The sequence below is a fragment of the Pseudomonas lundensis genome (assembly GCF_001042985.1).
GTDB lineage: Bacteria > Pseudomonadota > Gammaproteobacteria > Pseudomonadales > Pseudomonadaceae > Aquipseudomonas > Aquipseudomonas lundensis.
The window spans coordinates 1-12,945 of sequence record NZ_JYKY01000031.1 but is presented as its reverse complement, the minus strand read 5'-3'; the positions used below and the strand labels follow the sequence as shown (position 1 = coordinate 12,945).

At 60.4% G+C, this 12,945-nt stretch carries 14 protein-coding genes and 1 pseudogene; 7 read left to right on the top strand and 8 right to left on the bottom strand.

The features are described 5' to 3' along the window. Window positions 1-73 precede the first annotated feature (73 nt). The 3 genes from TU74_RS19795 to TU74_RS19785 all read right to left on the bottom strand — a co-directional run bounded on the left by TU74_RS19795 (window position 74) and on the right by TU74_RS19785 (window position 2,196). Complete coding sequence (locus tag TU74_RS19795; protein WP_047274164.1) at window positions 74-1,129, bottom strand: L,D-transpeptidase family protein; 1,056 nt, start codon at window positions 1,127-1,129, stop codon at window positions 74-76. 109 nt (window positions 1,130-1,238) lie between these two features. Continuing rightward, window positions 1,239-1,532 carry a hypothetical protein gene (locus TU74_RS19790; protein WP_003446817.1) on the bottom strand — a complete coding sequence of 98 codons (294 nt, stop codon included), beginning with the start codon at window positions 1,530-1,532 and terminating at the stop codon, window positions 1,239-1,241. A 58-nt stretch (window positions 1,533-1,590) separates the two neighbouring features. Next, window positions 1,591-2,196: an arylesterase gene (locus TU74_RS19785; RefSeq protein ID WP_048377423.1), complete on the bottom strand. Its 606-nt coding sequence runs from the start codon at window positions 2,194-2,196 to the stop codon at window positions 1,591-1,593. A 10-nt stretch (window positions 2,197-2,206) separates the two neighbouring features. On the opposite strand from TU74_RS19785, the gene TU74_RS19780 reads away from it, so the two are divergent. The 4 genes from TU74_RS19780 to TU74_RS19765 all read left to right on the top strand — a co-directional run bounded on the left by TU74_RS19780 (window position 2,207) and on the right by TU74_RS19765 (window position 6,890). Next, on the top strand, window positions 2,207-2,890 hold the full coding sequence (locus tag TU74_RS19780; protein ID WP_047274157.1) for an ABC transporter ATP-binding protein: 684 nt from the start codon (window positions 2,207-2,209) through the stop codon (window positions 2,888-2,890). Continuing rightward, window positions 2,890-5,394 carry an ABC transporter permease gene (locus TU74_RS19775; protein ID WP_048377422.1) on the top strand — a complete coding sequence of 835 codons (2,505 nt, stop codon included), beginning with the start codon at window positions 2,890-2,892 and terminating at the stop codon, window positions 5,392-5,394. Before TU74_RS19780 ends, TU74_RS19775 begins: the two co-directional genes overlap by 1 nt. Window positions 5,395-5,428: 34 nt before the next feature. Further along, a complete protein-coding gene (gene greB, locus TU74_RS19770) occupies window positions 5,429-5,926 on the top strand; it encodes a transcription elongation factor GreB (protein ID WP_047274153.1) in 498 nt (165 codons plus the stop codon). 109 nt (window positions 5,927-6,035) lie between these two features. Continuing rightward, window positions 6,036-6,890, top strand: a complete 855-nt coding sequence (locus tag TU74_RS19765) for a PI-PLC domain-containing protein (protein WP_048377421.1) — start codon at window positions 6,036-6,038, stop codon at window positions 6,888-6,890. Window positions 6,891-6,942: 52 nt separating this feature from the next. Here the strand turns inward: TU74_RS19765 and TU74_RS19760 are convergent, their stop codons facing one another. The 3 genes from TU74_RS19760 to TU74_RS19750 form a co-directional block, all read right to left on the bottom strand. Further along, on the bottom strand, window positions 6,943-7,251 hold the full coding sequence (locus tag TU74_RS19760; protein ID WP_047277788.1) for a hypothetical protein: 309 nt from the start codon (window positions 7,249-7,251) through the stop codon (window positions 6,943-6,945). A gap of 279 nt (window positions 7,252-7,530) precedes the next feature. Then, a complete protein-coding gene (locus TU74_RS19755) occupies window positions 7,531-7,968 on the bottom strand; it encodes a DoxX family protein (RefSeq protein WP_047292687.1) in 438 nt (145 codons plus the stop codon). Window positions 7,969-8,071: 103 nt separating this feature from the next. Beyond that, a complete protein-coding gene (locus tag TU74_RS19750; RefSeq protein WP_048377420.1) occupies window positions 8,072-9,490 on the bottom strand; it encodes an MltF family protein in 1,419 nt (472 codons plus the stop codon). Window positions 9,491-9,729: 239 nt separating this feature from the next. On the opposite strand from TU74_RS19750, the gene TU74_RS19745 reads away from it, so the two are divergent. The 3 genes from TU74_RS19745 to TU74_RS19735 all read left to right on the top strand — a co-directional run bounded on the left by TU74_RS19745 (window position 9,730) and on the right by TU74_RS19735 (window position 12,502). Next, a complete protein-coding gene (locus tag TU74_RS19745; protein WP_048377419.1) occupies window positions 9,730-10,542 on the top strand; it encodes a TatD family hydrolase in 813 nt (270 codons plus the stop codon). A 124-nt stretch (window positions 10,543-10,666) separates the two neighbouring features. Continuing rightward, complete coding sequence (locus tag TU74_RS19740) at window positions 10,667-12,148, top strand: methyl-accepting chemotaxis protein (RefSeq protein WP_047274142.1); 1,482 nt, start codon at window positions 10,667-10,669, stop codon at window positions 12,146-12,148. Between the two features lie 99 nt (window positions 12,149-12,247). Further along, entirely contained in the window at window positions 12,248-12,502 is a 255-nt protein-coding gene (locus TU74_RS19735; RefSeq protein WP_052959377.1) for a hypothetical protein, read from the top strand. Window positions 12,503-12,636: 134 nt separating this feature from the next. Here the strand turns inward: TU74_RS19735 and TU74_RS19730 are convergent. Both TU74_RS19730 and TU74_RS19725 read right to left on the bottom strand, forming a co-directional pair. Then, a pseudogene (locus TU74_RS19730) lies at window positions 12,637-12,819 on the bottom strand (thioesterase family protein); the annotation flags it as partial. A 7-nt stretch (window positions 12,820-12,826) separates the two neighbouring features. After that, window positions 12,827-12,945 (bottom strand): IS3 family transposase (locus TU74_RS19725; protein WP_048377417.1); only part of this gene is annotated, 119 nt, incomplete at its 5' end.

The window sequence follows — 12,945 nt, the reverse complement described above, 5'->3', positions numbered from 1 at the left end:
TGCCTGAGGTATTTTCAACAGGCATTAAAAAGCCGCCGCAGTCAGTGACTGCGGCGGCTTTTAAACAGATCGATTACTGCACGTAATCGAGCGATTGCCCTTCTGGCACTTCAAGCACGCCAGGCACTTGCGGTACGACAGCGGTGCTGATTCCGATCTCAGCCGGTATTCCCGTTTCTGCCACGACCACCGGGAACGCTTTTTCCTTGTCGATCTGAATGCTGTTTTCCAGTGCTTTGTGCTTGAGCACGAAGTTCATGAAACCAGCCCACTTTTGTTCTTTGTCTTCTTGAGTCAGATGCGACTTGTCGCTCTTGGCGAGCAGGGACCCGTCTTTGACGTTCAATGGCTCGTGCACTTCGAGATACACCTTGCCGCCACTTACGCCCATCTTGTAGGGCTCGTTGATAATGCGAACGGGCGTCCCCACAGGCACCAACTGCGACATTTGCAAGACGTTCTTGTTCAGCATGCGGAAACAGCCGTGGCTCGTGCCCGTGCCAATACCGAACTTGGCATTGGAACCATGGATCAGGTAACCCGGCATGCCCAGCGTGAACTTGAAAGGCCCCAGAGGGTTGTCCGGGCCCGCGGGCACCACATTGGGCAGCGGATCACCATTGCGGGCATGTTCAGCCTTGATCGACGCAGGGGGCGTCCAGGTCGGGTTCGGCGTCTTGGCGGTGATTCGGGTCTGGCCCAACGGCGACCCCCAGCCCTCACGGCCAATCCCCAGCGGAAAGGTGTACACCTTGTTTTGACCTTTGGGGAAGTAATACAACCGGTATTCGGCCAGGTTGATCACGATCCCTTCCCGCTTGCCGGGTGGCAGGATGAACTGGGTTGGCAGCACGATGTCGGTGTCCACCAGCGTGCCATCGGGGTGCTTTTTGACCGGCAGCCAGGCATCGATGCCGGGGTTGGCCGCGATCATCTCCGAATAGCCCAGCTCATGCTCATTGCCCAAGTCTGCGAAGGAGTCTTCGTAGCGGCCCTTGATGACCTGTACCTGCCCCACCACGTCTTCACCGGGCGGTGGCAACGGAAACTCAAGAGCAGCAACAGGGCCTGCCACACACAGTGCGGCAACTGACAGACAACGGGTGACGGCAGGTAGGCGCGACAACATCCGGAACATCCTTCGCATAATCAACGGGGGACAAAAGGGGGAAAGTGTACACGCAGCCTGCCGGGTTCAGGAGGCGGCGTACCTCGCCGAAACAGTCAGGCAAGGTAGATCATAGTTCAAAGCGCAATTCGGGCCAGATTGGCTCGGTGCCGCGGCGCTGCGATTCAATGATTGCGCGGCACAGCGGGCAGAGGCGGTGGTCCTGAAACACCTTGCGCGTGACGTCCGACCAACGCGGCTGCGCAGGCAGCAACGAGCCGCACAACGTACGGTCAATGGTGCCTCCCAGCTCCAATTGACGCGTCACCAGATGCACCCGTACCTCCTGGCAGGCGAACAAATCGAGCTGTTCATCGGGCTCGATCAGTTGATAGGCATATAAAGACCAGGCAGGACGCGACATCGGGGGCTCCAAATCGGGGGGGCGCCACCTTAGCCGAAACGCTGCGACTAGAAAAGCATCAAAGCAACGGTTTTAGCGCAGGCCACACATTATCCAGCAGGCGCTGCTGTGCGGCGGCTGCAGGGTGCAAGCCATCAGCCTGCATCAGCTCGGGATGCCCCCCTACGCCCTCAAGGAAAAACGGCACCAGCGCGATCTGTTTTTCGTCAGCCAGCTGCGTGTAAACACCGGCAAACGCCTCGGTATAGCGCGGGCCATAATTGGGCGGCAACTGCATCCCCAACAGCAGCACTTTAGCGCCGGCGGTTTTGGCGGTATCGATCATCGCGGCAAGATTTTGTTGCAATTGCGCAGGCGGCTGACCGCGCAACCCGTCATTGCCGCCCAGTTCGACAATCACCACATCCGGTTTATGCTCTGTAAGCAGTGCGGGCAACCGGGCCTGCCCGCCCGCACTGGTGTCACCACTGATCGACGCATTGATCACCCGGTCGTCATGACCTTCGCGTTCAAGTCGCTGCTCAAGCAAGGACACCCAGCCCAGCCGGGTATCCAGGCCGAAACCCGCGCTGATACTATCGCCGACGATCAAGATTGTTCCCGCCGCTGCGTTCTGCGCCATACACATCAGGGCCAGAGCAGCACTTACAAACCACACACGCATCGGATTCTCCATGGGCGAACGTATTCTCACCGCGCAGAACCTTAGCAAAGTGGTACCCAGCGCGGAAGGCGAGTTAACCATCCTTCACCCGCTGAGCCTTGAACTGCGTCAAGGCGACAGCCTGGCCATCGTCGGCGCATCCGGCTCGGGCAAGTCGACCCTGCTGGGATTACTGGCCGGGCTCGACCTGCCCAGCGCAGGCGAAGTCATCCTCGCCGGGCACGCCCTGAGCACGCTGGATGAAGACCAGCGCGCCAGGGTTCGTGCCGAACACGTCGGTTTTGTATTCCAGTCGTTTCAATTGCTCGACAGCCTCAATGCGCTGGAAAACGTCATGTTGCCGATGGAGCTGGAGGGCCGCACAGACGCGCGCGATCACGCGCGGCACCTGTTGGAGCGCGTCGGGTTGGGGCAGCGCCTGAGCCATTCCCCGCGTCAATTGTCCGGGGGTGAACAGCAACGCGTGGCCATCGCCCGGGCTTTCGCGGCCGAGCCCGACGTGTTGTTCGCCGATGAACCCACCGGCAACCTCGACAGTCACACGGGTGAGCGCATCACCGATTTACTCTTTGAGCTCAATCAAGAGCGCGGCACCACGCTGGTGCTGGTGACCCATGACGAACGCCTGGCACACCGCTGCCGGCGCCTGATCCGCCTTGAAGCTGGCCATCTGGTCGGCCCTCTGGAGCCTTGATGGCACGCATGCCACTGTTACGCCTGTTGAGCCTCGCCGTACGCCAATTGCTGAGCGATGCACGTGCCGGAGAATTACGCGTACTGTTCTTCGCCCTGCTGGTAGCGGTGGCGGCAAGTACCGCCATCGGTTATTTCGGCGCACGCCTGAACGGCGCCATGCTGCTGCGTGCCACTGAATTCCTGGGCGCCGACCTGGTCCTCGATGGCACCTCCCCGGCCCGGGACGAACAGGTTCGTTTCGGCAAGGAACTGGGCCTCAAGCATGCGCGGGTCGTGGAGTTCTCCAGCGTGATTGCCACCGACAACGGCATTCAACTGTCCAGCATCAAGGCCGCAGACAATGCCTATCCCCTGCGCGGCGAACTGAAAAGCGCTGCCCAACCTTACGCCCAAGAGCAGCCCGGCGGCGGCCCTGAACCGGGCGAGGCCTGGGCCGAATCACGCCTGCTGACAGCGCTGGACCTGAAGGTCGGTGACCCGATCGACGTGGGTTCAAAAACGGTGCGCATTACCCGTGTCCTGACGTACGAACCCGACCGGGCCGGCAATCTTTACAGCCTGACCCCACGGGTACTGATCAACCTGGATGACCTGGCTGCGACCGGCATCGTACAGCCCGGAAGCCGGGTCAATTTCCGTGAACTGTGGCGCGGCGAAGCGCCCGCGCTTGCCTCATACCGGCAAGTCATCCAGCCCGGCCTTGACGCCAATCAACGCCTGCTGGACGCCCGCGACGGCAACCAGCAAATAGGCGGCGCACTGGGCAAAGCCGAGCGCTACCTGAACATGGCCAGCCTGGTAGCGGTGTTACTGGCGGGCGTGGCCGTGGCACTGTCCGCCACGCGTTTTGCCAATCGCCGCTTCGATGCCAGCGCGCTGCTGCGCTGCCTGGGGTTGTCCCGTCGCGAAACCTTGCGGCTGTTTGCCCTGCAATTGACCGTACTGGGGCTGCTGGCCAGCCTGGTGGGCGCCTTGCTGGGCTGGCTCGCCCAGCTCGGCCTGTTCGCGCTGCTGCATGACCTGCTGCCCTCTGACGTCCCGCCGGGCGGTCTGATGCCTGCGTTCGCCGGCATGGGCACCGGGCTGGTGGCGCTGGCCGGTTTCGCCCTGCCGCCGCTGGCGGCGCTGGGCCGGGTGCCGCCGCTGCGGGTATTGCGGCGCGACCTGTTGCCGATACCCGCCAGTACCTGGAGCGTCTATGGCGCCGCCCTGCTCGCCCTGGGGTTAATCATGTGGCGCATGAGCCTTGATCTGGTGCTCACCTTCGCCCTACTGGGTGGCGGAGTGCTGGCTGCGCTGGGCTTGGGCGGCCTGTTGCTGTTGGGCCTGCAAAGCCTGCGTCGCCTGTTGGCTGGCGCCTCACTGCCGTGGCGTCTGGGGCTGGGGCAACTGCTGCGCCATCCCCTGGCCGCCGCCGGCCAAGCCCTGGCGTTCGGCTTGATCTTGCTGTCGATGGCGCTGGTTGCCCTGTTGCGCACAGAGCTGCTCGACACCTGGCAGAACCAACTGCCCAAAGATGCGCCCAATTACTTTGCCCTGAACATCCTGCCCGCTGACAAAGAGGCCTTTGGCACGCGGCTGATGCAATTGCAGGCCACGGCAGCGCCCCTGTATCCGGTGGTCCCGGGGCGCCTGATCAGCATCAACGGCCAAGCCGTGCAAGGGCTCGTCAGCAAGGACTCCAGCGGCGACAAAGCCATTCAGCGCGACTTGAGCCTGACCTGGGCCGCCAACCTGCCAGCGGGCAATGAGTTGACGGAGGGCCAATGGTGGACGCAAGACCCCGGCGACGGCATCCCCGGCGTTTCGGTCGAGGCCAAAGTGGCCCAAAGCCTGAAACTCAAACTGGGCGACCACCTGACCTTCAGCGTCGGCGGGGCGCGACGTGAAGCGCAAGTTACCAGCCTGCGCAGCATCAACTGGGACAATTTCCAACCCAACTTCTTCATGATCTTCCAGCCCGGCACCTTGCAGGACTTACCGGCCACCTACCTCACCAGCTTCTATCTGGCGCCGGGCCATGACCGGGAAATCATCGAGCTATCCCGCCGTTTTCCGGCCGTGACGATTTTGCCCATTGAAGCCTTGCTGGCCCAACTGCGCAGCATCCTGGCGCAGGTCACCATTGCCGTCGAATACGTGCTGCTGTTTGTTCTCGCGGCCGGTATGGCCGTGCTGTTTTCCGGCCTGCAATCCACCTTGGACGAACGCATCCGCCAAGGGGCCTTGCTCCGGGCACTGGGGGCACGGCGCGCACTGTTGATCAAGGCCCGACGGATCGAGTTCGGCCTGCTCGGTGCAACCAGCGGTCTGCTCGCTGCGATCGGCGCCGAACTGGTCAGCCTGGTGCTGTACCGCTTCGCGTTTGACCTGCCCTGGCATCCTCACCCGTGGCTGTTGCTGTTGCCGGTCGCGGGGGCATTGATGGTAGGGGCGGCCGGTGTCTTTGGCACACGCAAAGCGCTCAATACCAGCCCCCTGACAGTGCTGCGCGAGGGCTGATAGACTCGCCGCCTTCTCTGCCAATGGATTGCCCATGAGCCGCTACCGCCCCCCTCGCCCCGCCGGCACCGCGCTGATCACCCCCGAAGGTGAAGCGCGGATGCGGGCCGAACTGCACGAGTTGTGGCACGTGCGTCGCCCGCAAGTCACGCAGTCTGTCAGCGAGGCTGCGGCGCAGGGCGATCGCTCGGAAAACGCCGAATACACCTACGGCAAAAAAATGCTGCGTGAAATCGACAGCCGCGTGCGGTTTCTGACCAAGCGCCTCGAAAGCCTCAAAGTGGTCAGCGACAAGCCCAGCGACCCCAACAAAGTGTATTTCGGGGCGTGGGTCACCATTGAGGATGAAGACGGCAAGCAGGCGCGTTACCGCATCGTGGGCCCGGATGAGCTGGATTTGAAACAAGGCTTGATCAGCATTGACTCGCCTCTGGCGCGCGCGCTCATCGGCAAGGCGCTGGATGCTGAAGTGCAGGTCCAGACGCCGACCGGCGAACAGTGGGTGTATATCGTCGCCATCGATTACCCCTGACCGATACCCCCACAAAGATGTAGCGGCATATGTAGCAGCCGTTTAAAAGCTCAGTTCCCCTCCTATGCTCAGGTGTATCCACCAACGGTCATTCAAGGAGCGAAAGACCATGAGCACAACAACTAACCATTACTGGATGAGTGAAGTCCCTGACATCAACAGACTGCGCATCGGCGAACTTATCCTCCCCGGCAGTCATGATTCAGGCAGCGATAAACAAGCACCCGACTTCCAGTGGCCACAAGAAATCACCCAAGACTTCGCCCCCCTTCAGCAACTCAGGCACGGGATCAGGGCACTGGATTTAAGGGTCGCGTTTTACGGAAAGTATCCGCGCGGTGACGCGCGCCGCTTTCAACTGTTTCACAAAACATCATCCGGGCGCACGGTCGCTGGCGACATCCTGAACGCGCTCAAGACGTTTTACGCGGATAAACGGGCATCTAAAGAGATCGTCGTCCTGGACTTTCATGAGTTCAGGGACTTTACGGCAGAGGCACACAGCGAACTTCAGGCGCTGATCCTCTCCCTGCTGGGCGAACGCCTCGTGTCTGAAAAATGGGCCGGCTTAACGCTCGATGAACTCTACACCACCCATCCGGGGGCCAACGTGGTCGCGGCTTACAACCATTACACCGGTTCGACGCCGCTCTGGGAGGGCGTCAATCAACGCTGGAGCGGTAAAAACCTGATCTCGACGGCAGACCTCAAACACTTTATGGACAGCACCATTACCCGTTACAAAGGCCGAAACGCGTTGGTTGCCATCCAGTGCGCGAAATATGTCTTGCCGCTGCATGTGCCTGATGATTTCAAAGAGGAAATCAATCAGTGGTTCAAGTCGGAGCATGCAGAAAGTTACATTCAAAATTTCTTCATTATTAATACCGACTGGGCAACCCGCAGTGAACTGGTCAACAACTGCAAACACGCCAATCAAGTCAAAGCCCAACGTGTAACCTGACACGCTTGTAGAGGCGCCGGGCATAGTTCAGAACACTCGGCGCACGCGTGCCTCAACGCAAGGTAATCAGCCCTTGGCGGGATATACGTATCAAGTTGCCAATCACCGACTCGGCCTGTTGGGCAGTGGGCGACTGAATCACGGCCAGATCAAAACTGTCATTGGCAAACCGCGCCAGGCTGTCGTCGCCTTCTACAAACTGAATCAAGAACGCCGAAGCCCGTCCCTTTCGACGCGGCCAACCGTCCAGATAACGCAACAGCGTCGGCTGGTGTTTACCGCCCAACAGGATTTTTGGATTACGGAAGGTTTGATTCGCCGTGATCGGCGCAAGACGTACAAGGGGACGTGGCTGACTCATCTATCGGTTTCTCCGCCTCAGGATTCTGCGTGGCAGGTGAGAGGCAACACCGAACCAGCGCTTTAGCGGTATTTCAAGGCCTGTTACAAGCCTCTTGGGTGTTCAGTCGAACACCCGGCGCCCCGCAAGTAGCTGTTTAAATCGGCGCAAGAAAACATCCTAGATAAACCCGGTTACAACTGTCAAGAATCACGTTCTCAGGCAGTCCGCCAAGCAGTGAACCCCCGAGAGCAACCGCCTGCTCGTCTGTAGTCAGGTCAGACGAACAGGCCTTTGCGCTTACTTATGGGCAATCGCCTGATCCAGGGACAATTTGCCCGCGCCCTCGATCAATACCGCCAGGGTGCCGCCCAGCAGCGCCAGGGCGAATTCATAGCCGTTGTTGGCCATGAACAGACCGTTACTGATATGCACCGTGAAAATCGCCACCAGCAAGGTAAAGGTCAGCCCCAATGCGGCAGGCCGCGCCAGCAGCCCAATGATCAGCGCCAGCCCGCCAAAGAACTCCGTCCCGCCCGAGAGCAGCGCCATCAGGGTCCCGGGCGCCAGACCGATGCTTTCCATCCATTGCGCCGTACCCGCCAGACCGCCCCCGCCAAACCAGCCAAAGAGTTTTTGCGAACCGTGGGCGGCGAAGATAATGCCGACCAAAACCCGCAACACGGTCAAGCCGTAGCCCGCGTGAGTCCCCAAAACGGTGTGGGTGAATTTATTCATGGTGCAGTCCTTTTCGTCAGTCAGGTTGGGAGTGGCGCCATATTAATCAGTTTTTATCCGGTTAAAAGCCGAATAAATGCCCAATAACAATCGAATTTATCGATTATTTGCGGGAAGCCAACTTCGGCTCCGTGGGCTCCAGCGCGTCGCGTTCACGGTCGAAGGCCAAATAGTATTTATTCACACTATTAACATAGCTGACCGCCCCCATTCCCACCTGCTCCATGGCAATGCGCTCTACCTGAAAGAACCATTGATTGGGATTAAGCCCCCTGCGTCGGGCCTCTGCGCGCATGCCCTGCACGCGTTCGGGCCCCATGTTGTAAGCCGCCAGCACAAACGCCATGCGCTCGCGTTCATTTAATTTGGGGCTGGCAAAGAACTTGCGCCGGATCATCGCCAGGTACTTGGCACCGGCCTGCACATTGCTGTCGACGCTTTGAATATTGTTGACGCCCACCCGCTGCGCCGCCGAGGGCGTGATCTGCAACAGCCCCATGGCGCCGCCCGAGCCTTTGGCATTCGGGTTCAGCGTGGACTCCTTGAACGCCAGCGCCGCCAGATTGAGCCAGTCCATGCCTTGTTGCTGCGCATGCTTTTGCAGCACCGGACGCAGTTTTTCAAGCTTCTGCCGGTCTGCCCGCGCCAGCGGGTAGTGCACGCGATACAGGCGTCGATAGACGCGCTCGAACGCCACATTCTGATCGTCAGGCACGCGGTAGGTCGTCAGGAAGCGATCGATGCTGGCCCGCAACATCGACGCATCGCGACGCACGTACCAGCGTATGGCGCCTGGCTCGCTGACCAGCACTTTGCGATCAAAGCGCAGCTTGGGCATCAATGCAGCCCAACGCTCGGCAATCGGCTGTTCGACCAGGGTCAGGTGGTAGATTTTGGCTTGCACCATCTCCAACACATCTTCTACCGCCAGGGTCGGGTCCACCCATTCGATTTTCACCGGCGGCAGTTTGCGCAGTGTCAGTTTTTGATTGATCAGGTTCACCGCTTCGCCAGCCGCACTGCCCGTCGTCAGCGCCACCGTGCGGCCCGACAATTGCTCAAGCCGGGTGAAGCGTCGCTCCCCCTTGACCCCCACGAGAATCAGCGACACGCGATCAATGATCGGCTCGCTCGGGCTAATGGCATGGCTCGGCTTGACGTCCAGCAGCTCGCCGGGCGCCATTAAGTCGCCTTCGCCGCGCAACAGCGCACCCAGCAGTTGATCCTTGGCTTTAGGGATGATTTTGAGGGTGATCTGTTGACCCGTTCGCGCATGGCCGTTGAGGTAACGCTCGAAGGCCCGCAAGCGATGGTATTCGACACCAATCGACTGGCCCTGCACTTCACCGGAACTGTTGCGGCTTTGGTTGACCAGCACGCGCAGCACCTGGTTACTACGAATCTGGGCCAGATCGCGGACCTGATTCGGCTGCGCCGCCTGGAGCGGTCCGGGCAGGCGTGCCGTTGCCAGACCGGGCAACAGCATCAGGCACAGCGCAATCCACAGCGTCAGTCTTGTCATCCGTTCTCCGCAAAGAATACAGCCCGTCAGCGTGCCGGATTACCCGACAACCGGTCGCCCTTTTTGGGGCATAAGGTGCGCTGCGAGACGTGTGCAATTGCGCGGATACAGCGAATCCTGTACCGGGAATTGCGCAATTGCGGCATTCAAAGACAACCACAACTCTCTGTAGTTCTTGGTTTTTCTTATTAAATCGACAGCTCTGATATGCTTCGCGGCCTGTGGCCTGAGGTAGCACCATGCAACTCATCGATATCGGCGTCAACCTGACCAACCCCAGCTTCGACGGCAAACATGAGGCCGTGCTGGAGCGTGCCTACGCCGCTGGCGTGTGCCAATTGGTGCTCACCGGCACCAGCGTAGACGGCAGCGAGCACGCCTTGCAGTTGTGCCATGAGCAGGATGAAAGCGCCACGCGGCTGTTCTCGACAGCGGGCATCCATCCGCATTCGGCCAGCGACTGGAACACTGACAGCGCCCGGCGTTTACATGCCTTGCTCACAGAGCCACGGGTGCTTGCCGTGGGCGAATGCGGCCTGGACTTCAACCGTGATTTTTCGCCACGCCCGCAACAGGAAAAAGTGCTCGAAGAACACTTGGCGATGGCTGTGGATTTACAACTGCCCGTGTTCTTGCACGAGCGCGACGCCAATCAGCGCCTGCTGGAGATCCTGCGCGACTACCGCGACCGCCTGCCGGCTGCCGTGGTGCATTGCTTCACCGGCGAGCAGAAGGCGCTGTTCAGTTATCTGGACCTGGATCTGCACATCGGCATCACGGGCTGGATCTGCGACGAACGCCGCGGAACGCATTTGCACCCGCTGGTGCGCAACATTCCCCGCGGTCGATTGATGCTCGAGAGTGACGCGCCGTATTTGCTGCCCCGCACCCTGCGCCCAAAACCCAAAAACGGTCGCAACGAACCGGCCTACCTCCCCGAAGTCCTGCGTGAAGTGGCGCTGCACCGGGGTGAAAGCGAAGCCGATCTTGCCGAACACAGCACCGCCTGTGCCCGCGCCTTTTTTGGCTTGCCGCCCCTGCAACACGTTTGAGGCACCAGGGGTGAGCCGTCACAGGTTCACGCCCTTGACCCACATCAACAGGATCGTCATGGTTTGACGGCACAATGATGGCACCTTGCCAATATTGTTTCCGCCAAATCAGAGAAGACCTTCCATGGGTGCCTGGCTTAGCAACATCTCGCTCAAATACAAATTCTGGGCCGTCAACGCGGTGGCCTTCGTCACCACGCTGTTGCTGGTGCTCTACGCCGTGCAGCTCGAACAACAATCGCGCGCCGATGCCGCCCGCGCGAATGCCCATGCGCAGGCGCAATTGCTCAGTGCCTGGCCGGGCGGTCAGGCCTTGCCCGCCGTCGACTTCTTGCTGCCGATGAGTCCGGGCCAGGTTCCCACCGTGGACGAACACCCCCTGCCGCAACTCAGTGAGGGCAATGGGTGGGTCTCCCTCCACGCCATGCCGTTCTTCGGGCACAACCCGCTGCTGGGCGCCGAGGTCATCACCCGCCCTGACGGCCAACGGGTTGCGGTACTGGCCTACGCGCCAAGCCTGGCGCAAGTGTTTGTCGAACGTCTGGCGAACTACGCGGTAGCGGTGTTCGTGCTGATGCTGGCGATGCTCTGCGCTTCGCAACTGTTGATTCAGTTCTTGCTCAGCCAGCTCAACACGCTCAAAGACGTGATGCTGCACGTCGAAAAAACCGGCGACTTGTCCGCCCGCGTGCCTTTGGCCTGCACCGACGAGGTGGGGCAAATGGCGGGAGCCTTCAATGCCATGCAAGCCGGTTATCAACGTATCGTACAGACCGTCGCCGACACCGCCGCGCAATTGGATGCCGGTGCCGCGCGACTGGCCAGCAGCATGGACGAAGTGCGTCATGGCATGCTCGGTCAGCAAAGCGAAACCGATCAGGCCGCCACTGCCATCAATGAAATGTCTGCCACGGTCTATCACATTGCCCAGCACGCTGGCGCCACCCGCGACCTGTCGCAAACCGCCGATACCCTCGCCGGCAGTGGTCAGCAAGTGGTCAGCCGGGTTCAGGACTCCATCGCCAGCCTGTCCAACGGTGTGCAACAAACCGCCGAGATGATTCAGCAACTGGCCCAAGACAGTCAGAAGATCAACGGCGTCGTCAGTGTGATTCACAGCATTGCCGAGCAAACCAACCTGCTGGCGCTCAACGCGGCGATTGAGGCCGCCCGGGCTGGCGAGATGGGTCGCGGGTTTGCCGTGGTGGCCGATGAGGTGCGCAACCTGGCCAAGCGCGTGCAAGCCTCGACAGACGAAATCACCACCATGGTATCGGCCCTGCAAGCGGGCACCCGAGACGCGGTGGACTTCATGCAGGAAAGCTCGTTCAAGGCCGATGACTGCGTGCAGCAGGCCCAAGAGGCGGGCGAGGCGCTGGCGGAAATCACCGACGCGGTGGCCAAGATGCGCGAGAGCAACACGCAAATTGCGGTGGCCGCCCAGGAGCAGAGCCATGTTGCCGAAGAAATGAACCGCGCCGTGGTCAGCATCCGCGACGTCACTGAAAACACAGTGCAACAAACCGTCGACTCAGCCACGACCAGTAACCAGTTGGCGACGCTGGCCGGTGAACTGAACCGGGCCATCGGTCAGTTAAAGCTATAAGGCCAATAGCCATTGTCGATTCGCCGCGTGCTTTGCGCGGGCCTATCCTCTGTTCATCCGGTTCAGCCATCGCTGAACCCTCGAACAAGGAGTGCAATCATGGGCAAACGTCATCCCAACCTGCCTGCCTGGCAATGGCGCTCGAACCCACAGAGCCACGCGAGCGCCTCGCATCAGGCGATTGACCTGATGGCTGTCGCGTTGATGGTGGTGGCCTTTCTGCTACTGGCCTCGGGCATCTTCAGTGGCAACGCCACCAGCGCGCTGATCGGCCTGGTGACGCTGTTTGCGGCCACACGCCTGCAACACCAGCGTCACAAGGCGCATGAAGAACCACACAGTCAGGCGTTCTGACTGCGGCGGTTCCCGTTTAATAGCCGCCGCGACGAACACCCACGGGGGTGCAGGGCAAGGCGAGAGAAGCGGGGTTGAGTTGTAGCCAATAAGCATCGATCAACGCCGACCTGCGCCATGTGGTCTTTCATCCTCTAGCCAAACACCGTGACGGTCTGGCGACTGATCGCAATCAGCTCGCCCGCAGGCGACCACAGATTAGCCGCCACATGGCCATAGCCATCCTGCGCATGCTCGATCACGGCCAGGTATTTGCACCACTCAAGGGTGCTGATGTGAACCTGCGGCTGCACAAACTCAATGGTCCAGGTCAAAGTGTAGTGGTCAACTCATTCCGGACACGGTTTTGAGTTTTTCTTCAGCTTTGGCCGGAGCCAGTCCATTGTTGAATTGATGGGGCCGGAGCCAGTTGTAGTGGCCCATCAGGTACTGGCTAATATCTC

Coding starts and splice junctions, on each gene's coding strand:
- TU74_RS19795 (WP_047274164.1), bottom strand. CDS start 1,129: ATGTTGTCGCGCCTACCTGCCGTCACCCGTTGTCTGTCAGTTGCCGCA.
- TU74_RS19765 (WP_048377421.1), top strand. CDS start 6,036: ATGAGCACAACAACTAACCATTACTGGATGAGTGAAGTCCCTGACATC.
- TU74_RS19755 (WP_047292687.1), bottom strand. CDS start 7,968: ATGAATAAATTCACCCACACCGTTTTGGGGACTCACGCGGGCTACGGC.
- TU74_RS19775 (WP_048377422.1), top strand. CDS start 2,890: ATGGCACGCATGCCACTGTTACGCCTGTTGAGCCTCGCCGTACGCCAA.
- TU74_RS19760 (WP_047277788.1), bottom strand. CDS start 7,251: ATGAGTCAGCCACGTCCCCTTGTACGTCTTGCGCCGATCACGGCGAAT.
- greB (WP_047274153.1), top strand. CDS start 5,429: ATGAGCCGCTACCGCCCCCCTCGCCCCGCCGGCACCGCGCTGATCACC.
- TU74_RS19750 (WP_048377420.1), bottom strand. CDS start 9,490: ATGACAAGACTGACGCTGTGGATTGCGCTGTGCCTGATGCTGTTGCCC.
- TU74_RS19735 (WP_052959377.1), top strand. CDS start 12,248: ATGGGCAAACGTCATCCCAACCTGCCTGCCTGGCAATGGCGCTCGAAC.
- TU74_RS19780 (WP_047274157.1), top strand. CDS start 2,207: ATGGGCGAACGTATTCTCACCGCGCAGAACCTTAGCAAAGTGGTACCC.
- TU74_RS19790 (WP_003446817.1), bottom strand. CDS start 1,532: ATGTCGCGTCCTGCCTGGTCTTTATATGCCTATCAACTGATCGAGCCC.
- TU74_RS19745 (WP_048377419.1), top strand. CDS start 9,730: ATGCAACTCATCGATATCGGCGTCAACCTGACCAACCCCAGCTTCGAC.
- TU74_RS19740 (WP_047274142.1), top strand. CDS start 10,667: ATGGGTGCCTGGCTTAGCAACATCTCGCTCAAATACAAATTCTGGGCC.
- TU74_RS19785 (WP_048377423.1), bottom strand. CDS start 2,196: ATGCGTGTGTGGTTTGTAAGTGCTGCTCTGGCCCTGATGTGTATGGCG.